General features: G+C 73.4%; 16 protein-coding genes and 1 pseudogene. 11 read left to right on the top strand and 6 right to left on the bottom strand.

Features of this window, described 5'->3' with window-relative positions; translation table 11 throughout:
* Positions 1–6: 6 nt before the first annotated feature.
* The gene (locus tag ACFYR0_RS06880; RefSeq protein WP_389322652.1) at positions 7–174 is read right to left on the bottom strand and encodes a hypothetical protein; all 168 of its coding nucleotides are present in this window, start codon (positions 172–174) and stop codon (positions 7–9) included.
* Between the two features lie 254 nt (positions 175–428).
* On the opposite strand from ACFYR0_RS06880, the gene ACFYR0_RS06875 reads away from it, so the two are divergent.
* The 5 genes and pseudogenes from ACFYR0_RS06875 to ACFYR0_RS06855 all read left to right on the top strand — a co-directional run bounded on the left by ACFYR0_RS06875 (position 429) and on the right by ACFYR0_RS06855 (position 8392).
* Complete coding sequence (locus ACFYR0_RS06875; RefSeq protein ID WP_389322650.1) at positions 429–869, top strand: SPW repeat protein; 441 nt, start codon at positions 429–431, stop codon at positions 867–869.
* A 117-nt stretch (positions 870–986) separates the two neighbouring features.
* Positions 987–1498 (top strand): annotated as a pseudogene (locus ACFYR0_RS06870) (nucleoside deaminase).
* Positions 1499–1797: 299 nt separating this feature from the next.
* On the top strand, positions 1798–2889 hold the full coding sequence (galE, locus tag ACFYR0_RS06865; RefSeq protein WP_389322648.1) for a UDP-glucose 4-epimerase GalE: 1092 nt from the start codon (positions 1798–1800) through the stop codon (positions 2887–2889).
* 169 nt (positions 2890–3058) lie between these two features.
* Positions 3059–7576 (top strand): aminotransferase class I/II-fold pyridoxal phosphate-dependent enzyme, encoded by a 4518-nt coding sequence (locus tag ACFYR0_RS06860; RefSeq protein WP_389322646.1) that lies wholly within the window; start codon positions 3059–3061, stop codon positions 7574–7576.
* Positions 7577–7645: 69 nt separating this feature from the next.
* On the top strand, positions 7646–8392 hold the full coding sequence (locus tag ACFYR0_RS06855; RefSeq protein ID WP_389322644.1) for a class I SAM-dependent methyltransferase: 747 nt from the start codon (positions 7646–7648) through the stop codon (positions 8390–8392).
* Here ACFYR0_RS06855 and ACFYR0_RS06850 read toward each other — a convergent pair.
* Positions 8352–10250, bottom strand: a complete 1899-nt coding sequence (locus ACFYR0_RS06850) for a glycoside hydrolase family 15 protein (protein ID WP_389322642.1) — start codon at positions 10248–10250, stop codon at positions 8352–8354. The genes ACFYR0_RS06855 and ACFYR0_RS06850 overlap by 41 nt on opposite strands.
* A gap of 123 nt (positions 10251–10373) precedes the next feature.
* Positions 10374–11048, bottom strand: coding sequence for a chaplin family protein (locus ACFYR0_RS06845; protein WP_389322640.1), 675 nt, complete (start codon positions 11046–11048; stop codon positions 10374–10376).
* Between the two features lie 354 nt (positions 11049–11402).
* On the opposite strand from ACFYR0_RS06845, the gene ACFYR0_RS06840 reads away from it, so the two are divergent.
* The 3 genes from ACFYR0_RS06840 to ACFYR0_RS06830 all read left to right on the top strand — a co-directional run bounded on the left by ACFYR0_RS06840 (position 11403) and on the right by ACFYR0_RS06830 (position 15289).
* Positions 11403–13010: an alpha/beta hydrolase gene (locus ACFYR0_RS06840; protein WP_389322637.1), complete on the top strand. Its 1608-nt coding sequence runs from the start codon at positions 11403–11405 to the stop codon at positions 13008–13010.
* A 76-nt stretch (positions 13011–13086) separates the two neighbouring features.
* Positions 13087–14181, top strand: coding sequence for a chemotaxis protein (locus tag ACFYR0_RS06835; protein WP_389322635.1), 1095 nt, complete (start codon positions 13087–13089; stop codon positions 14179–14181).
* A 94-nt stretch (positions 14182–14275) separates the two neighbouring features.
* Positions 14276–15289, top strand: coding sequence for a Gfo/Idh/MocA family protein (locus ACFYR0_RS06830; RefSeq protein WP_389322633.1), 1014 nt, complete (start codon positions 14276–14278; stop codon positions 15287–15289).
* 28 nt (positions 15290–15317) lie between these two features.
* Here the strand turns inward: ACFYR0_RS06830 and ACFYR0_RS06825 are convergent, their stop codons facing one another.
* Positions 15318–15731, bottom strand: coding sequence for an SsgA family sporulation/cell division regulator (locus tag ACFYR0_RS06825; RefSeq protein WP_389322631.1), 414 nt, complete (start codon positions 15729–15731; stop codon positions 15318–15320).
* A gap of 408 nt (positions 15732–16139) precedes the next feature.
* Here ACFYR0_RS06825 and ACFYR0_RS06820 point away from each other — a divergent pair, with 408 nt between their 5' ends.
* Positions 16140–17561: a PP2C family protein-serine/threonine phosphatase gene (locus ACFYR0_RS06820; protein ID WP_389322629.1), complete on the top strand. Its 1422-nt coding sequence runs from the start codon at positions 16140–16142 to the stop codon at positions 17559–17561.
* 125 nt (positions 17562–17686) lie between these two features.
* On the opposite strand, the gene ACFYR0_RS06815 is transcribed toward ACFYR0_RS06820, so the two are convergent.
* A complete protein-coding gene (locus ACFYR0_RS06815) occupies positions 17687–19183 on the bottom strand; it encodes a hypothetical protein (RefSeq protein WP_389322627.1) in 1497 nt (498 codons plus the stop codon).
* 243 nt (positions 19184–19426) lie between these two features.
* Here ACFYR0_RS06815 and ACFYR0_RS06810 point away from each other — a divergent pair, with 243 nt between their 5' ends.
* Together ACFYR0_RS06810 and ACFYR0_RS06805 are read left to right on the top strand one after the other, a co-directional pair.
* Complete coding sequence (locus ACFYR0_RS06810) at positions 19427–20605, top strand: aminoglycoside phosphotransferase family protein (protein ID WP_389322625.1); 1179 nt, start codon at positions 19427–19429, stop codon at positions 20603–20605.
* A 289-nt stretch (positions 20606–20894) separates the two neighbouring features.
* Positions 20895–22880: an N-acetylmuramoyl-L-alanine amidase gene (locus ACFYR0_RS06805; protein ID WP_389322623.1), complete on the top strand. Its 1986-nt coding sequence runs from the start codon at positions 20895–20897 to the stop codon at positions 22878–22880.
* Between the two features lie 53 nt (positions 22881–22933).
* Here ACFYR0_RS06805 and ACFYR0_RS06800 read toward each other — a convergent pair whose 3' ends face one another.
* Positions 22934–23431, bottom strand: coding sequence for a hypothetical protein (locus ACFYR0_RS06800; RefSeq protein WP_389322621.1), 498 nt, complete (start codon positions 23429–23431; stop codon positions 22934–22936).
* Positions 23432–23683 lie beyond the last annotated feature (252 nt).

The raw sequence follows: 23683 nt of genomic DNA, 5'->3' as shown, positions 1-23683 counted from the left end.
CCGCTCTCAGACCCGCTCGCCGGTGGCGACCACGACGAGAAAGGAGTCGGACTCCAGATCCATCACCACGGTGGCGGGCTCGCCCTCGGCACGCAGCCGGGCCGCGTACTCCTCGGCCGGCCACGATCCGCGCGGCGCTCCCGCGGGAAACCGTTCCAGTACCTTCGTGCTCACAGCCGCGGACACCTCCCGGTCGGAGACGGACACCCTCCTGCCATGCGCATGCCCCGGATTGCCGCGGACACGCCACCCTGTCGCACGCCTCGTCCGAGGTCACCGCGCCCCGCCGTCCGGAGCGGTGACGGGAAGCGGCCCGCACTGCCGCACCTCTACACATAAAGGTGATATAAGCGCAGAATGCGGATACGCGACTGTTGTCCGCATACCGCCTCAGACGCGGTCGGCCTGCGAGTCAAAGGAGACGAGTCATGGCCAACGTCTCGCATCCCAGGGGTGACATGACGACTCACCCCGATGTCTCCGAAATGCGGGCCAGGTACGCCCGCATGCTCGGCGGTCGTGATGTGGCGCTCGTGGACGGGCCGGTGTTCCTGCTCGGCCTGTACTGCGCCGTATCGCCGTGGATCGTCCACTACACCACCAGCCAGCCCGACCTGGTGGTCCACAACCTGATCCTGGGCCTCGCCATCGCGGTGCTGGCCCTGGGCTTCACCCGGGCCCCCGAACGCATGTACGGCCTCAGCTGGGCCATGTGCGCGCTCGGTGCGTGGATGATCGCCTCGCCGTGGATCGTCGGCGACAGCCCCGACGCGGGCGTGATCCTGAACAACGTCATCATCGGCGGCCTGGCCCTGGTGCTGGGGATGCTCTGCGCCGCCACGGCGGCCAAGAGCACGCCTCAGCCGTAGACCGCAAGGAGGAGTGGGGCGAAGGGTGAGGGGCCGGTCCGCACGAGGCGGACCGGCCCCTCACCCGGGCGCGGACGTGCGCGGGTGGGGCGATCTCGGGGGGAGGAGAGGCGGAGCATGGTGGTGGATGGTGAGCCGGCTCATCTGCGGCGGCGTGTGGAGCTCGCGGCCGAGGCCGTGGAGGCCGGCGACGAGCCGTTCGGGTCGGTGCTGGTGGGCGCGGACGGCAGGGTTCCGGCCGAGGACCGCAACCGGGTGGCCGACGGCGACCGCACCCGGCATCCGGAGTTCGCGCTCGCCCGCTGGGCGGCGGAGCACATGACCCCCGGTGAGCGCGCGGCGGCGACGGTGTACACCTCGGGCGAGCACTGCCCGATGTGCGCGGCGGCGCACGCCTGGGTGGGTCTCGGCAGGATCGTCCACGTGGCGTCCTCGGCGCAGATCGGCGACTGGCTGAGCGGGCTGGGCGCCCCGGCGCCCCCGGTGCGCACGCTGCCGATCGACGAGGTGGCACCCGGCGTGACGGTGGTGGGCCCGTCCCGGAGCTGGTGCCCGAGGTGCGGACGCCGATGAACCGCCGTTTCGGGCGCGAGGGCGGCCTGACGGACCGATCCGGACGATCCAGGTGATCCGGACGCTCCGGCCGGCGTACGGCTTGACGTAGGCCTCAAAGGGGCGCACAGTCGTATATATACGTCGTAAACATACCCCGTCAGCGTACAGCGCCACGTGCAGGAGCGTCCGTCATGACGCGCACTGAGCCATCTCCCGCTCCGCGGGGGCGCCGGGTCGGCTCCGGCCTCGCGATCCCCGCTCTGCCGTTCGCGTCCGCCGTGACCGGCGCCCCCGCGGAGCCCTCCCCGACCGCCGCGTGCCCGGCCCGGGGACGGCCGCGGCACGCGGCGGCGCCCCGGGGCCGGTGAGCGCGATGGACAACCGGAGGTCCTACGACCGCAGGGGGGCGAACGACACCCCCTCGACGGTCCTGGTCACCGGCGGCGCCGGTTTCATCGGCAGCCACGCCTGCGTCGAACTGCTCGACCACGGCTACGAGGTGATCGTGGTCGACGACTACACCAACAGCTCCCCCCAGGTCCTGACCCGGGTGGAACGGATCGCCGGCCGTTTCGTCGGCGCCGTCTACGAGTTGGACATCCGTGATCGGCGCGCCCTCTCGGCCGTCTTCGACCGACACTCCGTGGACGCCGTCGTGCACTTCGCCGCGCACAAGGCCGTCGGCGCGTCGACCCGGATGCCCGTCCCGTACTACGACGTCAACGTCGGCGGCACCACCGCCCTGCTCACCGCGATGCTGGAGCACGACGTCCGCCGGCTGGTGTTCTCCTCGTCCTGCTCGCTCTACGGCGAGGCCGGCGGCGGCCCTCTCGACGAGTCGACACCGGCCCGCCCCACCAACCCCTACGCGCGCTCCAAGTGGCTGTGCGAGCAGATCCTGGCGGACGTGTGCCGGCACTGGCCGGAGTTCGTCGTACTCAGCCTGCGGTACTTCAACCCGGTCGGCGCCCACCCCAGCGGCCTGCTCGGCGAGGACCCCGGCGGCACGCCCGACAACCTGATGCCCTACATCGCCCAGGTCGCCGTGGGGCGCCGGGAGCGGCTCCAGGTGTTCGGCGGCGACTACCCGACCCCCGACGGCACCGCGATCCGCGACTATCTGCACGTCATGGACACCGTGGAGGCACACCGGGTGGCCCTGGACCACCTCAACGACACACCCGGCATGCAGGTCTTCAACATCGGCACCGGCACCGGCAGTTCGGTGCTCGACGTGGCCGCCGCCTTCGGATCGGCCTCCGGCCGGGCGATCCCGTACGAGATCGTGGACAGGCGCCCCGGGGACGTCGCCGAACTGGTCGCGGACGCCGGCGCGGTCGAACGCGCCTGGGGCTGGCGCCCGACCCGGGACCTCTTCACGATGTGCCGCGACGCCTGGCACTTCCAGCAGCTCAACCCACGCGGCTACGCCGGTTCCGCGCGGCGCGCGAACACCCAGGAGTGAGCCCCTGACGTGCGCGTTCCCCGGCGTGCACGCCGTCCTCGCGGCCGCGCCCGGCGGCGGCCCCTGATCCCCACGAGATGCAGGCGCGCGCCCGCGATGCCTACGATCGAGATCCGCCCGGACCAGGCAAGACGGCCCGGCGCCCGCCCCCACGAGGAGGCGACCGCCCTTGCTGCCGCCCCAGCGGCTCATGGCCGCCTACGTCACGCTGATCGTGATCCTGACGATCGTCTATCTGACGGTGCCCAGTTCCTTCGTCATCGTGTACGGGACGATCGGGCTGGCCGGGGCGGCCGCCGTCGCCACCGGGACCCTGATCCACCGCCCCGCCCACAGCTGGCCCTGGTGGGTGCTCGCCGCCGGCCTGCTGATCTTCATCACGGGCGACACGTACTACAACACGGTCGAGGAGTACTTCGGCGCCTCCAACCCGTTCCCCTCCCCCGCCGACGCCTGCTACCTGGTCACGTATCCGCTGTTCGCGATCGGACTGTCCGGGCTGGTGCGCTACCGCTCCTCCGGGCACGACCTGGCCGGCCTGCTCGACTCGCTGATCGTCACCGCGGGGCTGGCGCTGCCCGTGTGGCTGTACCTCGTCCAGCCGCAGTCGGAGCTGGAGGGCCTGACCTGGCAGCAGAAGGCGATCAGCGTCGCCTATCCGCTCGGCGACGTGCTCGTCCTCGCGCTGCTGGCCCATCTGGTCATCCGCGGCCCGCTGACCGGGCCCAACCGCTCGGTGCAGCTGCTGGTCCTCGGCACGGCCACGCTGCTCGGCTTCGACATCCTCTACGGCCTGGTCCAGCTGAACTCCAGCTGGCAGACGGGCACGGCGCTGGATGCCGGGTGGATCATCTTCTACACGGCCTGGGGCCTGGCGGCGCTGCACCCGTCCATGGTCGAGCTGACGGCGCCGGTGCCCCGCAGGGAGTCGCTGCTCCCGCTGCCGCGCCGGCTGGTGCTGCTCGCCCTGGCCACCCTGATAGCCCCGGCCATCCTGCTCAGCGAGGGCCTGACGGGGACGACCGGGCACGCGCCGGTCATCGCCGCCTTCTCCGGCGTGCTCTTCCTGCTGGTGTTCCTGCGGCTCGCGGTCATGGTGGTGGCCCATCGCAGGGCCGTGGACCGCGAGCACGCCCTGCGCGGGGCGGCCGCCTCGCTGGTGTCCGCGGTCCGGCCCGAGGAGGTCGCACGGTCCTGCGAGGGCGCGGTGGACACCCTGCTCGGTCCGGACGTGACGCACCGCACGGTGCTGCTGCCCGCGGACCGGGCCGTCGAGCTGGGGCTGCACGCCCCGCGGCTGCTGCGGCCGGACCACATCGGGCCGGGCCAGGACCTCGCCGACGAGGTCGGCGGCCTGGAGGCGGCGCTGGTGTGCCCGCTGACCCCGCGGGAGCGGGCCGCCGAGCAGGCGCGCGGGGTCCTGCTGGTGGCGGGCCCGGCCCGGCGGCTCACCGAGACCCGGCGGTCGCTGGAGATCCTCGCCTCGCACGCGGGCCTGGCCCTGGAGCGGGTCGTGCTGCGTCAGGAGGTCGTGCGCCGGGAGAGCGAGGCCTACTTCCGCACCCTGGTGCGCAACGCCTCCGACGTCATCCTGATCCTGGAGGACGACGACCGGATCAGATACGCCAGCCCGTCCGCGTCGTCCGTCTTCGGTACGGCCGACCTCGCCGGCCGCCCGCTGCCCGACCTGCTGGACCCGCGCGACCGGCGGCGGGCGGCGCGGGAACTCACCTCGGTCCGGGAGAACGGGCCGCGCAACGCCCACGACCACTGGTGGGTGCGGCGCGGCGAGGACCGGGTCGAGGTGGAGGTCCGGTGCAGCGACTTCCGCGACGAACGCACCGTCGCCGGACTGGTGATCACCCTGCGGGACGTCACCGAGCAGCGGCGGCTGGAGCACGAGCTGACGCAGCGCGCCTTCCACGACTCGCTGACCGGCCTGCCCAACCGCACCCTGCTGATGGAGCGCATCGAGCGCGCCCTGCTGCGCAGCCGCCGCGAGGGCTCGCTGACCTGTCTGCTCTTCATCGACCTGGACGACTTCAAACTGGTCAACGACACGATGGGGCACTCGGCGGGCGACCATCTGCTGATCGCCGTGGCCGGCCGGCTCTCCGCGATGCTGCGCCGCAGCGACACCGCGGCACGCCTCGGCGGTGACGAGTTCGCGGTGCTGATGGAGGACGCCCGCCGCCCGCTGGACGCCGAACTGCTCGCCGCGCAGGTGGTGCAGACGCTCAGCAGGCCCTTCGACCTCGCCGACGAGAAGGTCACCGTGTCCGCCAGCGTGGGCGTGGCCACCGCCCGCGACAGCACCGACGCCGAGGAGCTGCTCGGCCACGCCGACCTGGCGCTGTACGCGGCGAAGGCGGCCGGCAAACGGCAGTGGCGGCGGTTCCAGCCGATGCTGCACACCCGCATGGTCGAGCGGCACGACCTGCAGAGCCGGCTGGCGCAGGCCGTCGCGGGGCGGGAGTTCGCACTGCGCTACCAGCCGGTGGTGGACATCACCGGGGGCGAGGTGGTCGGCTTCGAGGCCCTGGTGCGCTGGCCCAACGGCAGCCGCAGGCCGGTGGCGCCGGAGCAGTTCATCGAGATCGCGGAGGAGACCGGCCATATCGCGGTGCTGGGCTCCTGGGTGCTGCAGAACGCGGTCCACGACATCGCCGCGCTCCAGCAGCTGCCCGGGCCCGGCGACCCGCCGTACGTCAGTGTCAACGTCTCCGCCCGGCAGTTCCGGGACATCGGCTTCCTGGACCAGGTGGCGCAGGCGCTGCGCACGCCCGGTCTCGCGCCCGGCACGCTCCAGCTGGAGCTGACCGAGACGGTGCTGCTGCGGCACGACGCGCAGATCCAGTCGGTGCTGTCCTCGCTGAAGGAACTGGGCGTGCACATCGCGGTCGACGACTTCGGCACCGGCTTCTCCTCGCTGCGCTATCTGCGGGACTTCCCGATCGACGTGCTGAAGATCGACAAGTCCTTCATCGACGACATCACCCATGACGCCCAGCAGGTCGCCCTGGTCGAGGGCATCGTGCGGATCGCCGACACCCTGGGCCTGCAGGTGATCGCCGAGGGCATCGAGGATCCGGGGCAGCGGGATCTGCTGGCGGGCATGGGCTGCCGGTTCGGTCAGGGGTTCCTGTTCGCGCGGCCGATGACGGTCGAGCAGAGCGAACGGGTGCTGCTCGACACCAGCGGCCGGGCCGTCGGCGCCTCCGGCCCGGCCTCCGCCCCAGACTCCGCTTCCGATTCCGTCCCCGGCTCGAAGGCCGGTTCCGGTTCCGCCCTCGCCGCCGCCTCCGGCCCGAGCCCCGGCCCCCGCACCCCGGACGACTCCCGCGCCGCGGGCGACGGCACCCCCACCCCGGACACTCCCGCCCCGGAAACGCCGACCCCGGACACCCCCGCCCCCGACACCCGTCCTCCCCGCCTCGTGCCGCAGGCCGACCCGCCCGCGCCGCACCCCCTGGTCCGGGTGTCGGGCCTGGAGCATCTGCGGCGCACCAGCCCGATGAGCGACGCGGTGCTCGACGAGGTGCGCGGCCGGCACATCCGCAGCGGCGACCACTGGCTGATCGACTACGCCTCCTGCAACTACCTCGGCTTCGACTGGGAACCGGAGATCATCGCCGCGGTCGAACCGGCGGTACGCGCCTGGGGCACCCACCCGAGCTGGTCCCGGCTGCTGGGCAGCCCGCTGCTGTACCCGCAGATCGAGGAGCGGCTGACCGATCTGCTGGGCGCTCCGGACACCCTGCTGCTGCCGACCATCACGCTCATCCACTCCTCGGTGATCCCGGTCCTGGCCGAGCAGGGCACCGTCTTCGTGGAGGCGACCGCGCACAAGACCATCTACGACGGCTGTGTCGCGGCCCGTTCCCAGGGCGCCGCCCTGCGCCGCTTCCACGGCGAGCGGATCGACGAGCTGGCCGGGATGCTGGCCGCCGCCCGGACCGACGCACCGCGCCTGGTGTGCCTGGACGGCGTCAACAGCATGAGCGGCAACATCCCCGGCCTGCCCGCGCTCGCCGAGGTATGCCGGGCGTACGACGCCACGCTCTACGTCGACGACGCCCACGGCTTCGGTGTGATCGGCGAGCGCGATCCGGCGGAGCTGTGCCCCTACGGAGCGCGCGGCAACAGCGTGGTGCGGCACACCGACGAGTCCTACGACGGGCTCGTCCTGGTCGGCGGCTTCTCGAAGGCGTACTCGTCGCTGCTGGCGTTCCTGGCGCTGCCCACGGACCTGAAGGAGCGGCTGAAGGTCGCGGCCGGGCCGTATCTGTACTCGGGTCCCTCGCCCACGGCCTCGCTGGCCACCGCGCTGGCCGGGCTGGACGTCAACGACCGGCGGGGCGATGTGATCCGGGCCGATCTGTACCGCAAGACGGCACGGGTGCTGGAGCATCTGGAGGCGCTCGGGGTGGCCACCCTGAACCGCGACCGGCTGCCGATCATCGAGGTGCCGCTGGCCGAGCCGGACGACCTCGACGACGTCGGCGTCTTCCTGTGGCAGTCGGGCATCTATGTGACGCTGGCGGCCTATCCGCTGGTACCGCGGGACCGGGTGGGGTTCCGCATCCAGGTCACCGCTCTGAACTCGGACAGCGACATCGAGCGGCTGAACGGGACTCTGACCCGGCTGGCGGAACGCTTCCCGCTGCGGACGACGGCCCGAGGGTGAGGGGGCAGGGCGATGGCGACGTACCGCACACGCACCGGGCGCGCGAGCCGGACGACCTGGGTGAGCGACATGACGCACAACGACGACGTGGACTGGGACAGCTGGCCGGTTGCGGACTACCTCGCCGAGAACTACCGGGACCTGCATCCCTCGGACGCCGCGGTCATCGCGCACCACTCGGCCTTCTACCGCCGTCTGCCGCGCGGGGGCGTGGCGCACGCCGTGGAGTTCGGCGCGGGGCCGAACCTGTATCCGCTGATCCTCGCCTCGGGCGCCTGCCGCCGGATCGACGCGGTGGAGACGGGGGCGAGCAACGTGGCCTATCTGGAGCGGCAGCTGCTGTGCGCGCCGGAGGCGAGCTGGCTGCCCTTCCACGCGCTGTGCCGGGAGCTGAACCCGCAGATCCCGCCGACGCTGGCGGCCTCGCTGGCCGGGGTGAGCGTGGTCCACACGGACGTCCGGGACCTGGAGCCGGGGCGGTACGGGCTGGCGTCGATGCACTTCGTGGCGGAGGGCGCCACGGAGGACTACGCCGAGTTCGCCGCGTTCTGCGGGCTGTTCGTTCGGAGTGTGGCGCCGGGCGGTTATCTGGTGGCGGCGTTCATGGAGAACATGCCCACCTACCGGATCGGGCCGGCCACGCGCTGGCCTGGCTGCCCGGTCGACCCCGACTCGGTCGCCGAGGTGTTCGCGCCGCTGACCGAGGAGCTGGCGGTGACCCGGATCGACGCCGACCCGACGCTGCCCGACTACGGCGACACCGGGATGGTGCTGCTCACGGCACGGGCGCGTCGCGCAGTGCGAACGCGGTCCTGACCAGCGCGACATGGCTGACCGCGGACGGGGCGTTGCCGAGCTGGCGGCGGGCGTCGGGGTCCCAGCGGGCGGCGAGCAGTCCGAGGTCGTTGCGGGCCGCCAGGACCCGTTCGAAGGTGTCGTGGGCCCGGCCGGTCTCGCCGAGCTCGGCGAGGGCGGCGGCGTACCACAGCGTGCAGGCCACCGAGGGCGCCGCGCGGCCGTCGGCCCGGGAGTTCGCGCCGGACGGGGTCTCCGGCGTCCGCTCGCGCAGGAAACCGCCGTGCTCCAGGGCGCCCAGGGCCCGGACGGTGTCGCGCATCCGGGGGTCGCGGGCGGACAGGAAGCCCAGCGCCGGCAGCAGCAGCGAGGAGGCGTCCAGCCGGTCGCTGCCGTAGGTCTGCACGAAGGAGCGCGGGCCGGGGCGGTGGCCCTCGCCGAGCACCTGGGCGCGCACCTGGTCGCGCAGGACGCGCCAGGCGTCCGGCACCTCGGCGCCTAGCATCGGCCCGAGCGCGACGGCCCGGTCGGCGGCCACCCAGGCCATGGCCTTGGAGTGGACGGACTGCCGTGCGGGGCCGTGCCCCCGGCCCCGGTCGGGTTCGCGCCAGTGCGCGGCGACGTCGTCCATCAGTGCCCTGACCAGGCTCCAGGTGTGCGGGGGCAGGTCGATGCCGGCCCGCAGCGACTGCCAGAAGGCGTCCAGGACCTCGCCGTAGGCGTCGAGCCGGTGCCGGCCCGTGGCGGCGGTGCCGAAGCGTACGGGCGTCGAGTCCTCGTAGCCGGACAGCCAGGGGGCCTCGGTCTCGGACAGCAGGCGCTGCCCGGCGACGCCGTAGACGTTCTGGAGGTGGGCCGGGTCCCCGGCGACGGCGCGGACCAGCCAGCCGAGCCAGGCGGCCGCCTCCTCGCGGTAGCCGCTGCGCAGCAGGCAGGACAGCGTGAAGGAGGAGCCGTTCAGGCGGCACAGGCGGTCGTCCCAGTTGCCGTCGCCGCCGAGGCGCTCGGGCAGTGAGGTGGTGGGAGCTCCGACGATGCCGCCGGCGGGGGCGTGGGTCAGGGCCTTGAGGGTGATCAGCGAGCGGACGACGGCCTCGCGCCACGGGCCCTGGTAGCGGCATCGCGCGGCCCAGTGCCGCCAGAAGTCGGCGGTCTCCTTCAGGGCGGTGTCGGCGGGGACGCAGAGCACGCCGGGCGCGGTCGTGCGGTGCGAGGGCGTCCAGGCCAGGGTCAGGGCGACGCGGCGGCCCGCGGGGACGACGAGGTCGGTGACGGTGGAGCCGTCCTCGCCGCGGTCCGGGAACGTGCCCTCGGCGGTGGGCCACTTCGCGCCGGCCTCGTCGGTCGCCTGCCACATGGCGCCCGGTCCCTCGGCGCGCGGCGGGACCTCGCCGCCGCCGGGCCCCGGGTCACCGGGGCCGTCGGTGCCCAGCCAGACCGCGTCGGGTCCGGCGACCGCGACCCGGCAGCGGCCGCTCTCGCCGCGGGTCCAGGGCAGGACGCGGCCCTGGTTGAAACGGAGCCGCAGTTCGCTGCGTACGGTCACGGTGCCGGTGAGGCCCTCGACGACGCGGACGAGGCAGGGGTCCTGGGCGCGCGGCGGCATGAAGTCGGTGACCCGCACGCTGCCGGAGACGGTCTCCCACTCGGTGTCCAGCACCAGGGTGTCGGGCCGGTAGGAGCGGCGGGTGCAGTGGCCTCGGCTGCCGCGTGGGGCGACACGCCAGAACCCGTTGCCGGCCGTGCCCACCAGGGCCGCCAGACAGGCGGGCGAGTCGAAGCGTGGCAGACAGAGCCAGTCGACCGAGCCGTCGCCGCCGAGCATCGCGGCGGTCTCCAGGTCGCTGAGGAGGGCGTAATCCTCGATGAGACTGCTCATGATCGGGACCACGCCGTCGTACACCTAGCCGCATCTACGAGCGTACGCCGGTGCCCGGCGCGGCGCACGGTGTGCGGAGCCCCACCGGGCGGGGGCCGGTGGGGTCTTCGGTCGGGCGCTCGGTCAGTCCGTCGTCCGGCGGCGGAATCCGCGGTGCAGGGCGAGACCGCCGAGCAGCAGGGCGCCGGCCGCGGCGGCGGACAGGGTCGCGTCGGTGCCGGTGTGGGCCAGGGCGCTGTTCCCGGCGCTGTCGTGCCCGGGGGCCGGCGGGGTGCCCCGGTGGGACCTCGGCGGGCTGGGCCTCTCCGTCTCGGTGGGGCGCTCGGGCTCCACCGGCTGCTCGGGCTTCGCCGGGGGCTGCGGCTGGCCTGGGGTGTTCACGGACTCGTTGCCGAGGGCCGGGTTGCCGATGCCGGCCGCGTTCAGCGAGTTCCCGCTGAGGTTGACGGGCAGGTCGACCGGCAGCTGGACGCCGTTGCCGGAGATCACGCCGGGTGAGCCCTCGGTCTCGCCGCCCGCGGCGGCGCCGGGGGGCGGGCCGTCCGGGTGCGCGGGGCCGGAGGCGTTGGCGCAGGCGTTGCCCGCGGCCGGGTTGAGCAGTCCCGCCACGTTCACGGTGTTGCCGCAGGCGTTGACCGGGATGTGCACCGGGAGCCGGATGCTGTTGCCGGAGACCCCGCCGGGCGAGCCGGCCGCGGTCCCGTCGGCCGCGGAGTCGGCGTGCGCGGCTCCCGCCGCGGCCATCGCGCCGGAGGCGGCGACGACGGCGATGACACCGTTTCGGGTAACCCGTCTCATAGGTTCCCTGCCTTCCAGACATGGACACGGGCACTCACCCGCACCCGGTAGAACGCGGGCGGACCAGTGGGGTTATGGCCGAACGCCCTTTCACCCGATCGAGTGCCATGAACACCGGACGGAAGGAGAAGATCGAACAGCCGTCGCACGCGGCGAAGAGGAACACACGGCGGGCCGCTCCCGGCCGCCCGCCGCGCCCCGCCCGCCCGCAGGCGGCTTCGCGCGGGGCCGCTTATCGTGAGCTAGAGCCTGCCTGCCAGGTGTCGGACGGCAGGCGGGAATCCGCCGGACGGGCCCGAGGGGCCGTCCGCAGGGCCCTGCGGGCCCCGCTCCCGTCCCTGGCAGGAGGGACCGATGCCGACCAAGCTGTCCGACCGGCGGGCCTCGCTCCTTCGCCGGGCGTTCTCCGGCGCCGCGGGACTCGCCCTGCTGTGCGCGGGCCTCCCGGCCGCGGCGGCCGACGAGGACGACGCCGGCCTGGCGCGCTTCTACGACCAGAGGATCTCCTGGTCGGCGAAGGCGTGCGGGAGCGAGCCCGGGGACCGGCCGGAGCCCCTCCAGTGCGGCAAGGTCACCGTCCCCCTGGACTACGCCCACCCGCGCGCCGGCACCCTGGAGCTGGCGCTCGCCCGCTACCGGGCCACCGGCGACTCACACGGTTCGGTGGTGCTGAACTTCGGCGGCCCCGGCGGCTCCGGTGTGCAGGAACTCGCCTATGGAGGCGAGGAGTTCATGGACCTCGCCGAGGGCTACGACATAGTCTCCTTCGATCCGCGCGGAGTCGGCCGGTCCTCGCCGGTGAGCTGCGGCGACGGAGACTTCGAGGCGCCGGAGGAGGAGACCGGGAGCGACCCGCTCGGTGATCCGCAGGCGGTGCTGAGGGAGTTGCGGCAGATCGCGGCGGACTGCGCCGAGCACTCGGGCCCGGTCCTGCCGCACATCGGCACGGTGAACGTCGCGCGCGACCTCGACGTCATCCGCCAGGCCCTGGGCGACAAGAAGCTGAACTACCTGGGCTTCTCCTACGGGACCCGGCTCGGCGCGGTGTACGCGGCGCAGTTCCCGGACAAGGTCGGCCGGCTGGTCCTGGACGGCGTGGACACGCTGACCGAGCCGCTGGCCGAGCAGGGGATCGCCGGGGCCAAGGGGCAGCAGACGGCGCTGGAGTCGTTCCTCGACTGGTGTGTGCGGGACATCGCCTGCCCGTTCGGGCAGGACGCGCGTACCGCCCGTGAGGACGTGGTGAGCCTGGTGCGCTCGCTCGACGAGGACCCGGTGCCCACCGCCTTCGGCGGGCCGTTCAGCGGCCAGGACCTGGTCGGGGCGCTCGGGCAGGGGCTGTACAGCGAGGACCTGTGGCCGTCGCTGGAGCGGGCTCTGGCCTCGTTGGTGGAGGACGGCGACACACGTGCGATCGAGAGCTTCGGGGGCGGCGGCTTCGCCCTGCCGCCGCCGGTGCGCTCCGGGGCCGGGGAGGGGACCGAGGGCACGCTCGTGAACGAGGAGGACATCCCGTTGGACAACCTCCCCGCGGCGCTGATGGCGGTCAATTGCGCGGACGATCCCGACCGCCCGACGGCCGAGCAGGTCACCCGTGACCTGGCCCGGCTGCGCGCCGACTACGAGCGTGCCTCACCGGTCTTCGGCACCTACCGGCTCACCCAGGTGCTGATGTGCCACGGCCGCCCCAAGGGCACCGACTTCATCCGCGAGCAGGTCAAGGACGTCGACACGCCCAAGATGCTGCTGGTGGGCACGCGCGGCGATCCCGCGACGCCGTACCGCTGGACGGTGGAGACCGCCGAACGGCTCGGCTCCTCGGCGGTGGTGCTCGACAACCGCTCCGAGGGGCACACCGGCTACGGCTCCTCCACCTGCGTGCACCGCAAGGTCGACGACTTCCTGCTCCACGGCTCCCTGCCGGCCGACGGCAGCTCCTGCGGCTCCGACGAGGACCGCTGAGTGGCCGCAACAGCCGTGACAGCGTAGGCGGATTGCCCCGAATGCCCGACAAGAGAATTGGACCTATGGTGCTGTCATGGAGCACGCACTCACCCCCACGATCCTCAGCGAACTGCGGCGCCCGCGCCCCTACCCCGCGGTGTCGGTGCTCACCCCGACGCATCGCCGCGAGCCCGAGAACGCCCAGGACCCGGTCCGGCTGCGCAACGTGGTGGCCGAGGCCAAGCGCCAGCTGGAGGCCGATCCCTCGGTCACCCGGGAGCGCCGCAACGACGTGGTGGCCCATCTCGACCGGGCCCTCGCCGAGGTCGACCTCGCCCACGCCGAGGACGGCCTGGTGATCTTCGCGGCTCCGGGAGAGCACCAGGTGTGGTCGCTCGCCCGGGAGGTGCCCGAACGCGTGGTGCTCTCCGACACCTTCCTCACCCGCAACCTGGTCTCCGCGAAGGCGGCCGAACAGCCCTTCTGGGCGCTGTCCGTCGCCGCCGACCGCGTCACGCTGTGGAACGGCGGGGCCGACCGGGTCGTCGAGGAGCACGCCGGAGGCTTCCCGCTCGTCCGGGCGGAGGAGAACTTCGACCCCGAGCGCCGCGAGCGCATCGGCGACCATCCGAGCACCTTCCGCGACGAGGCCACCCGGCGCTTCCTGCGCGACGCGGACACGGCCCTCGGCGCGATCCTGCGCGCGGCCCCGCGCCCGGTCTACGTCACCGGCGAGCCGGCGGCGCTGTCCGCGCTCGACGAGATGGGCCTGCACACCCGCGACGCCGTCCAGGTCCCGCGCGGCGGCCTTGCGCACGCCGGCGCGGAGGCGGTCTGGCAGGCACTGCACCCGGTGCTCGAGGAGGAGGCCAAGCGCGGCACCGACCGGATCGCCGGGGAACTGGAATCGGCGCGCGGGCGCAGGGAGTTCGCGGCCGGTGTCGACGAGCTCTGGCAGAACGCCCGGGAGGCCCGTGTCCGGCTCCTCGCGGTCGAGGAGAACTACCGGATCACCGTGCGCGACGACGGCGACCACCTGATCCCGGCGCTCAGCGGCGACCTGGACGCCCGCGAGGACATCGTCGACGAGATCGTCGAGCAGTGCCTGGAGACCGGCGCCGAGGTCCGCTTCGTCCCGGACGGCACCCTCGGCGAGGCCGGCGGTATCGCCGGCGTGCTGCGCTACTGACCGCCCATCCCGCCCTCGGGCGGACCCTCGCCCCCCGCCCGTCCCGCCGCGGCCTACGCTACGGCGGGACGGGCTGCGACGAGGGAGTGCGGACGTGAGTGACCTGCTGGGTGTGGCGGTACTGGGCGCCGGACACATGGGAGCCGACCACATACGACGCCTGGACCGGGTGGTGAGCGGCGCCAGGGTCGCCGCGGTGGCCGACCCGGACGTGGACCGCGCCGAACAGGCCCTCGCGGGCATCTCCGGGGCCGAGGTCCACGCGGAGGCCGAGGCCGCGCTCGACGCGCCCGGGGTGCGGGCGGTGCTGATCGCCTCACCGGGCGAGGCCCACGAGAAGGCCCTGCTGGCCGCGTTCGCGCGCGGGCTGCCGGTGCTCTGCGAGAAGCCGATGGTGCCGGGCTCCGAGGGCGCGCTCAGGGTGCTGGAGGCCGAGGCCCGGCTCGGGCGGCGGCTGGTGCAGATCGGGTTCATGCGGCGCTACGACGCCGAGTACCGGCGGCTCAAGGCCGTGCTGGACGAGGGGCGGCTCGGGCGGCCGCTGATGCTGCACTGTGTACACCGCAACGTGTCATCGCCGCCGGACTTCACCTCCGCGATGCTGATCGACAGCTCCGTCACGCACGAGATCGACGCCGCGCGCTGGCTGCTCGGCCAGGAGCTGACCGCGGTGACCGTGCTGCGCCCGCGCCCCTCGTCCGGTGCTCCCGAGGGGCTGCTGGACCCGCAGTTCGTACTCTTCGAGACCGAGGGCGGCGCCCTGGTGGACGTGGAGGTGTTCGTCAACTGCGGCTTCGGCTACCAGGTGCGCTGCGAGGCCGTGTGCGAGGCGGGCAGCGCCCGGATCGGCGAGGGCCACGGCGTGCTGGTCACCTCGGCGGGCACCGCGCGCGAGGAGGTGGCGCAGGACTACCTGGTGCGCTTCGCCGACGCCTACGACCGTGAGGTGCAGGCCTGGGTGGACGCCACCCGGCGGGGCCGGGTCACGGGACCCAGCGCCTGGGACGGCTACGCGGCCTCCGTGGTCGCCGAGGCCGGGGTACGGGCGCAGGAGAGCGGGACCCGGGTGGCCGTCGGCCTGGCCCCGCGTCCGGCGCTGTACGGGTGACCGGCCGCGCGGGCCGCCGAAAAGCCCTTCACACCTCGTCGAACAGCGCGTCCAGGCCGCGGTCGACGGCCGTGCCGAGGTCCTCGCACCCCGCGCCCACGACCGCGTAGGTGCGCACCAGGAACCGGCCGAGGGCGGCGGTGTCGAACTGGAGCAGGGCCATGCCGTAGGGCGAGTGGAACTCCAGCACCGTACGGGCCCGGCCGCAGGGCCAGATGTGCACGTCCCCGCTGCCGGCCGGGCCCTCCAGACCGTCGGCCAGCAGTGCGCGGGCGAAGGTCCAGGTGACGCCCTCGCCCTCCAGGGACACCTCGGGCGGGAAGTCGATCTGGACCGCCAGCGGGTCGCCCGAGTCGTACCGCAGGGTGGCGGGTACCGGCACCTCCAGTTCGTCGGCGGTGATCAGCCGGGCACGGGCGGGCTGTTCGAGGGTGATGTCCATGGGCGGCCTCCTGCGGGCGGGACTCGGCCGGTGTTCCGGCACGCAGTTACGACCTCGCAGGGGGCGTTTGCATTACGCCCCTCACACGAAGAATTGATGTGACCTGCGTCACAGGCGCCCCGACATCCCCGCCACCTAGAACAAAGGGGCGTCGAACTCATGGACAGACCCCTCGGACGGACGCCCGACACTGCGTCAAGTCGCGTACGTCTCCTACGACTTACCCCTTCGGGCGAGGTAGGCGAAAGGCGTGCGGGGACCCCTCCGGGTAGACCCTGGCATATGCCAGAAGCACCACCGTACCGTGTGTTGCCAAATCCCTTACAGGGCGTGGCGGGCTGTGCAACAGTCGTAGCGGTCCCTCCCCCACAGCCCTGGCCGTACCGTCCCGCCCTTCCGGAGTGCGTCATGTCACCCCATCTCTCCGCGGACCGCCCAGCCGCCCAGCCGCCAGGACGCGGCACGGTCGATGCGCTGATCACGCAGACCCGGCGGTTGCGGGGCGACGTGGACGCGGTGCGGCGGGAGGTACCGGGTGACGGATCGGACCCTGAGGACCGCTGGCAGCGCGCGCTGTACGACCTCGCCCTGCACCAGCTCCACGACCTCGACGAGCATCTCGCGCAACTGCGCGACGGACCCGAGGCCCCCGCCGAGGAGACCGCGCCCGCGCCGGCGCCCGCCGCCGAACCGGGGGGCGATTCGCTGCTCAGCCGGGTCGGCAGCGCGGAGTGGAACCTCCTGACGGACGTGGCCAGGTGGTCCGGCGAGCTGTACGAGATCCTCGGCCGCGACCCCGCCGCTCCCCCGCTCACCCTCGACGAACTGCCGTCCCTGGTGCACGACGAGGACCGGCCGCTGCTGACCACGATGGTCACGGACTGCCTGGTCGACGCCCGGCGCATCGACGGGGAGTTCCGGATCGTGCGCCCGGACGGCGACGTCCGGACGGTGCACATGATGGGCGAGCCGGTGCTCGACGGGGACGGCGGCACCGCCTCGATGTGGGCCGTGCTGCGCGACGTCAGCGCGCTGCGCCGCAGCCAGCGCGCCGTGAGCGAGACCCGTGACTCGCTCCAGCGCCAGCGGCACCGGGCGCAGACCGAGCACCGGCTGGCGGTCGAGCTGCAGGAGGCCGTGCTCCCCCCGTGGCGCGGCGCCCTGCGGCTCCCGCACCGGGGACGGCCCGCCCTGGACCTGGCCGCGCACCGGCTGCCGCCCGCCGCCCGGACACCGCTCGGGGGCGACTGGTACGACACCCTCGAACTCGCCGACGGCGAGACCCTGCTGAGCGTCGGTGACCTCACCGGGCACGGCGTCGCCGCCGCCTCGGGCGTGGCGATGCTGCTCGGCGCGGTGCGCGGCATGGCGATGGCCGGCACCGGCCCGGGCCCGCTGCTGTCCTGGCTGAACCAGCTCCTGGACGCCACCGTGCAGCCCGCCATGGGCAGCGCCGTGTGCTGCCGCTACCGTCCCGCGACCCGCACGCTGGTGTGGGCGCGGGCCGGACACCCCGCCCCGCTGCTGTTCCGCGGCGGGACGGGACGCCGGCTGGACGCACCGGACGGAGTCCTGCTCGGCGCCACCCCGGGTGCCTCCTACGGCGAGGCCGAGGTGACCCTGGAACCGGGCGACGTCCTGCTGCTGCACACCGCCGGACTGGTGCCGGGCGAGGACGGGGACGCCTCCGTGCGACGTCTCCTCGGCCTGGCCCCGCGCCTGGACGCGGCGGCCACCGCGCAGGACTGTGTGCGGGAGGTCGTGGAGGAGTTCGGCGAGGGCGCGCGCGAGGACGACGCCTGCGTGCTGCTCGCCAAGGTCGAGACGTGACACCGGAGTTGCCGGACCGCGCGTGAGACCGGCACGGTGAGCCGTGCCGCGTGCGTCGGCGCGTGACCGTACGGCGCCTCGTACAACAGCCTTGAGAGAGGCCGGGGAACGCCCCGGCGGGGCCCCTACACCGGTGCCGTGGCGCCTCCCCTGCCCTTGGGCGTCCTCGGCAGCGCCAGCCGGATCTCCTCGCGCAGGTCCTGGATCTTCGGGTACTCGGCGTACTCGGCGGTGAGCCGGTACATCTGGCGCAGCCGGTCCCAGGTGCGGCGGGAGGAGTTCTGCCCCATCGACACCAGGGCGAGCCGGGCGAAGCTGTCCGCCTGCTCGGGGTCGTCGGCGATGAAGCAGGCCGAGGCCATGGAGAGGAAGTCGAAGATCTTCGAGCGCTCCTGTGCGTCGACCCGCAGGGCCAGCGCCTTGTCCGCGTAGTGCCGGGCGTGGACGGCGGCCTCCGGTTCGAACTCCGCCAGCGTCCGGTAGGCCAGGGCCTGCATGCCGTACAGGTCGGCCTCGTTGAACAACTGCATCCAGGACGGCGGTGCCTCGTCGGCCTTGTCGGAGACGAAGAGGTCCTCCGCCCGGCCGAGGGTGCGCCGCATCGCCTGTCCCTTGCCCATCGACGCCTGCGCCCAGGCCTCGATGGTGTGGAACATGGCCTTGGTGCGCGGCAGCACCCGCTCGCCGGAGCCGGACTGGGCCAGCTTCATCAGATCGAGCGCGTCGCCCGGCCGGCCCAGGTGCACCATCTGACGGGCCGCCCGGGAGAGCGCCTCGCCGGCCCGGGGTCGGTCTCCGCCCTCGCGCGCGGCGTGGGCGGCGATGACGAAGTACTTCTGGGCCGTGGGTTCGAGGCCGACGTCGTGGGACATCCAGCCCGCGAGGACGGCCAGGTTGGCGGCGACGCCCCACAGGCGCCGCTGGAGATGAGGAGGGTGGTGGTAGGCGAGCATGCCGCCCACCTCGTTGAGCTGGCCCACCACCGCCTTGCGCTGAAGCCCGCCACCGCGGGCGGCGTCCCAGGCCCGGAACACCTCCACCGAGCGCTCGAGCTCCTCGATCTCCTGCGACCCGATGGGGGCTGCCTCGTAGCGGTCGAACCCGGCGGGGTCGGCGTGCAGGGGGTTGTCGAGGACGGGAGCGTCGGCGGACAGGGCCGGATCGGTGTGCAGCCAGTTGTGCATGGCGCTGCTGAGGGCGGATCCCGCGGCGAGCGCGGCACCCGCGCCCACCAAGCCGCGTCGGTTGAGCATGAGGTCCATTCCCGTGAATTCGGTGAGGACCGCGGCGGTTCGCTCGGGCGCCCACGGCACACCGTCGGGATGTTCCTGAATCCCGCCGCCCTGCCGTTTCCCCGCGCGCCCGTGCCTGACCAGACCGAGGTCCTCGATGGTCACGACACGGCCGAGACGCTCGGTGAACAGGGCCGCCAGCACCCGCGGTACGGGATCGCGCGGGATCTCTCCCATGTCGATCCACCGCCGCACTCGCGAAGTGTCGGTCGACAGCTGCGGGTGGCCCATGGCCACCGCCTGCCGGTTCACCAGCCTCGCGAGTTCGCCTTTGGACCAGCCGGCCAGGCCGAACAGGTCCGAAAGGCGGGTGTTGGGTTGTCCGCTCACGTCAAGCCCCCAGGTTCTCGGCTGAGTTGACCGTAGCCCTTGGAGAGTTGCCGGGCGACTATTCGCCAGGGTTCGCCAGGGTGCGCCAGATGGTGTGCCACGGGCCGCCGGGTGTCGGGTAGGAACGCGCCACCCCGACCCGGTCGCCGGTTCCCCGGAACTGGTGCACTCCCCAGGGTGCACCCGCGCGACCGGGTCGGGCAGCGCGTTGTCGTAGGGCTCACGAAGGGATCTGTATCGCCCATGTACGCAGCATCGTCCTCCGTGTCCGCCCCGCCCCGGTCGCTCCGTCCGCGTCCCCAGACGCCGGGCACGGCCCGAGTGGGGGAAGTCCCCCTGCCGGGCGGCGGCCCCTACCTCGCCCCCCAGCGATCGGCCGCCCCCGTGCTCGGCGCGGGCAGGGCGCGGCGTGGCGCGGGACCGGGCGGCCAACCGCTCAGCGGGAGACTCGACTTGTCCGGCCCCCAGGGCGCCCAGCTGCGCGCGGCGATCGCCGCGGTGCACCGGATCTGCCCGGAGTTCACTCCGGTGCAGGTGCTGCGCCGCAACAGCCGGGCGGTGCTCCTGGTCGGCACGACCGGTCGCAGCACCGCCGTCGCCAAGTGTTTACTGGACCACTCGCCCGCCTGGGCCGAGCGCATCCGGCACGAAATAGCTGCTTACCGCTCGTTCGTCCGGCACCGCCCGCCCGTGCGGGTGCCCCGGCTGATCGCGGCGGACCCGGACAACTGCACCCTGGTCGTCGAGCGGACGCCGGGCCGGGTGGCGGCCCTTCAGCGCCACCCCGCCGAGACCCCGCCACGCGCCGACATCCGGGCGGCGCTGGGCGCGATCTGCCGGCTCAACTCCTGGCGGCCGCCCGCGGGCACCTTCGACGCCCCCCTGGACTACGCGGCCCGCATCTCCCGGTTCCATGAACTGGGGCTGCTCACCGACCGGGACATGGGCGACCTCCAGAAGCTGCTGCACGGCATCGCCGCCAGCGCGGGCCGGCAGGGCATGGGCCAGTTCTGCCACGGTGACGCGCTGCTGAACAACGTGCTGCTGTCCCCGGCCGGTCCGGTGCTGGTCGACTGGGAGCACGCGGGCTGGTACCTGCCCGGCTACGACCTCGCCACCCTGTGGTCGGTGCTCGGCGACGCGCCCGTGGCCCGGCGGCAGATCAGCCAGATCGCGCAGTCGGCGGGCCCGGCCTCGCGCGACGCCTTCCTGGTGAACCTGATGCTCGTCCTCACGCGGGAGATCCGGACCTACGAGACGGCCGTGCAGCGAGCGATGCAGGACACGACCCCGGCGGCACCGGGTACGGCTCCCCCGGCTGCCGCGCCGTCCGGCGAGGAACAGCGGCTGCTGCTCAGGCGGCTGCACGACGACTGCCAGATGGCCCGCCGGGCCGTCCGCGCGGCGGTCGGCACTCGCTGACGGGGACGGTGGTCCGTGGTGCGCCCGAGGACGGGCGGGGCACCACGGACCTCACCGTGTGCGGGCCCGCAACCGGGACCATAGGTGTAGCCCACTGACGCCGCGCAGGCCCGTCGGCCGCCGCCGCGAAACTCCGCGCAGACCACGCTGACATGGGAAATCGCCCTTCTGTGGGCATGATTGACGGATCGTCGGAGAGCCGATACCACTGACACGCCCCTGTCACAGGGGCCGTCACCGGTACCGACCCCGCACGGCTCATCGCGCCCGACCGTCCCAGGAGGCTGCTTTGCGACGACCCGTCACCGATCCCCGTACCGCCGCAGGACCCGGACGGAGGCGAAGGGCCGCGACGGGCACCCTCGCGACCGCCGCGCTGCTGCTGCCCCTGCTGGGCGCGGCGCCCTCCGGGACACCGGCGGAGGCGGGGTCCGCGGACCGTCTCCAGCTGGCCTTCGCCTCGGCGGCCGCAGAACACCGGGTGCCGCAGAGCGTGCTGCTGGCGGTGTCCTACCTCCAGTCCCGCTGGGACGCGCACGCCGGGTCCCCGAGCGTGACCGGCGGCTACGGCCCGATGCACCTGACGGACGCGCGTACGGCTCTGGCGAACGCGCCGCACCACGGCGAGGGCACCGAGGACGCCCGGGGCGACAGCGCCCGTCCCGCCCTGCTGCCCGAGGCGGCACCGCCGGACCCGGCACGGCTCCCGGCCCGGCTGCGCACACTGCCCGAGGCCGCTGCCCTGACCGGGCTGAGCCCCGAGGCCCTGCGCACCGACCCGGCCGCGAACGTGGCGGGCGGCGCGGCGCTGCTCGCGGCCGCGCAGCGGGACCTGGGCGAACCACTGAGCGCTGACCCGGCGGACTGGTACGGCGCGGTGGCGCGCTTCTCGGGCGCAGACGACACGTCGACGGCCGCCGCGTACGCGAACGACGTGTACGACGTGCTGCGCACCGGCGCCGAGCGGTTCACCGACGCCGGGCAGCGCGTCGCCCTCGCGGCCCGCCCGGACCTGGCCCCCGACACCTCCCAGCTGGCCCGCACCGGTCTGCGCGAGGCCTCGGCCGCGGGCACGGAGTGCCCCTCGAACGTGTCCTGCGAGTGGATCCCGGCTCCGTACGAGACGTTCGGCGACAACGACTACGGCAACCACGACCTCGCCGACCGGCCGGCCTCGCAGCGCATCCGGTACATCGTCGTGCACGACACGGAGGGCGGCTGGGAGGGCGTCCTGAGGCTGGTGCAGGACCCGACGTACGTGTCCTGGAACTACTCGCTGCGTTCCACGGACGGGCACATCGCCCAGCACGTCAAGGCGAAGGACGTGGCCTGGCACGCGGGCAACTGGTACGTCAACGCCAAGTCGGTGGGCCTGGAGCACGAGGGCTTCCTGGCCTACCCGGACTCCTGGTACACGGAGGCGATGTACCGTTCCTCGGCCCGGCTGGTGCGCTATCTGGCGCGCAGGTACGACATCCCGCTGGACCGGCAGCACATCCTCGGCCACGACACCGTGCCGGGGCCGACCACGGCGACGGTCCGCGGTATGCACACCGACCCGGGCCCGTACTGGGACTGGGCGCACTACTTCCAGCTCCTGGGTCGGCCCCTGGAGCCGACCGCGGGTCCGGACGGCGGGCTGGTGACCATCCGGCCCGACTACGCCGGGAACCGGCCCGTCTACACGGGGTGCGCCGCCTCCGGTGAGCCGTGCGCGGTCCACGGCTCGAGCGCGGTACGGCTGCACACCGGGCCGGGGGCGACGTATCCGCTGGTCAAGGACATCGGGCTGCGGCCGGGCGGCCAGGACTCCACGATCGACGTCAACGACATCGGGTCGCGGGTGTCCACGGGCCAGCAGTACGCGGTGGCGGGCCGTGAGGGCGACTGGACGGCGATCTGGTACCTGGGCCAGAAGGCCTGGTTCGAGAACCCGGCGCGGAAGCCGACGGCCGTGTCCGCCAAGGGGCTGGTGATCACGCCCAAGGCCGGCCTGGAGAGCGTCCCGGTCTACGGCCGTGCCTACCCGGAGGCGGCCGCGTACCCGGCCGGGGTCCCGGCGCAGGCCGTGTCCCCGCTGCCGTACAAGCTGCTCGCGGGGCAGAAGTACGTGGCGGGCGATCTGGTGGCGGGCGAGTACTACTACGCCGTCACCTTCGACACCACGTCCCATCGTGTGGTGCGGGGCAAGGACCTCTACTACGAGATCCAGTTCGGCCACCGGGTGGCGTTCGTCCGGTCGGCCGATGTGAACGTGGGGCCGTCGACGTCCTGACAGGGACGGGCCGGGTCGCCGTGCTGGCGGCCCGGCCTGGCCCCTCGCGGGCTTCAGCCCTGCTGGAACAGCTCCGCGGGGAGCGGCTTCAGCAGTGCGTACAGGTCGTCTGTGATGGGGCGGTCCCAGGCGGCGATGGTCACCAGGACGTTGTCGCTGCGGTCGAACTGCACACAGGCGATACGGCTCTCGGAGAGCTTGAGGCGGCGCACGATGAGGAGGTTGTCGCCCTGCATGACCGGCACGTCCTCGACGCCGGTGACGGTGACCTCCTCGTCGTTCTCCAGGGCGACGAGGAGCTGGGCCACCTCGAAGGGGATCTGGTCCTCGGTGACCTCGCGGGCCGGGGAGCCCTGGGGGAGGTTGCCGATGATCATCGCGGGGCCGCGGCCGCCGAACAGGTCGTAGCGCAGGAAGACGCCCTGGCAGGAGCCGTCGGGGGCGGGCAGCAGCCCGGCGCCGAGGTTGCCGGGCCAGTCGCCCGGGTCCATGGCCAGTACGTCGAAGTCGGGCCCGGCGGGGGTGGCGCTGCGGCGGCGGAGGAACGACATGTCGCCATGGTACGGCTTGCCGTCCGGCGGTTCAGCCGAGGAGAGGGCTTGGCCTGTGCCGCCTTTCGGCCGCGGCTCGCCCGTGGTCGCTCGCGCCCGCGCGGCGGCAGCCGCACATCGAACACAGCCACGCGCCCCTTCGGGTGGGCCCTGTGCTGCTCGGCCGATTGCTCGGGAGCCCTGGGACTGGGCGAAGGGGTGCCACGGACGCCCCCACGGGGCGCGGGGAACTGCGCGGGCGGGCGGCGACGG

The organism is Streptomyces sp. NPDC005017 (assembly GCF_042873115.1).
Taxonomy (GTDB): Bacteria; Actinomycetota; Actinomycetes; order Streptomycetales; family Streptomycetaceae; genus Streptomyces.
The sequence above is the reverse complement of the archived record's forward strand: the minus strand, read 5'-3'. Positions and strand labels throughout refer to the sequence as shown.

Bases quoted from the DNA above. Each gene is read 5' to 3' on its own strand.
- ACFYR0_RS06875 (WP_389322650.1), top strand. From the start codon at position 429: ATGGCCAACGTCTCGCATCCCAGGGGTGACATGACGACTCACCCCGAT.
- galE (WP_389322648.1), top strand. From the start codon at position 1,798: ATGGACAACCGGAGGTCCTACGACCGCAGGGGGGCGAACGACACCCCC.
- ACFYR0_RS06855 (WP_389322644.1), top strand. From the start codon at position 7,646: ATGACGCACAACGACGACGTGGACTGGGACAGCTGGCCGGTTGCGGAC.
- ACFYR0_RS06850 (WP_389322642.1), bottom strand. From the start codon at position 10,250: ATGAGCAGTCTCATCGAGGATTACGCCCTCCTCAGCGACCTGGAGACC.
- ACFYR0_RS06845 (WP_389322640.1), bottom strand. From the start codon at position 11,048: ATGAGACGGGTTACCCGAAACGGTGTCATCGCCGTCGTCGCCGCCTCC.
- ACFYR0_RS06840 (WP_389322637.1), top strand. From the start codon at position 11,403: ATGCCGACCAAGCTGTCCGACCGGCGGGCCTCGCTCCTTCGCCGGGCG.
- ACFYR0_RS06835 (WP_389322635.1), top strand. From the start codon at position 13,087: ATGGAGCACGCACTCACCCCCACGATCCTCAGCGAACTGCGGCGCCCG.
- ACFYR0_RS06825 (WP_389322631.1), bottom strand. From the start codon at position 15,731: ATGGACATCACCCTCGAACAGCCCGCCCGTGCCCGGCTGATCACCGCC.
- ACFYR0_RS06820 (WP_389322629.1), top strand. From the start codon at position 16,140: ATGTCACCCCATCTCTCCGCGGACCGCCCAGCCGCCCAGCCGCCAGGA.
- ACFYR0_RS06810 (WP_389322625.1), top strand. From the start codon at position 19,427: ATGTACGCAGCATCGTCCTCCGTGTCCGCCCCGCCCCGGTCGCTCCGT.
- ACFYR0_RS06800 (WP_389322621.1), bottom strand. From the start codon at position 23,431: ATGTCGTTCCTCCGCCGCCGCAGCGCCACCCCCGCCGGGCCCGACTTC.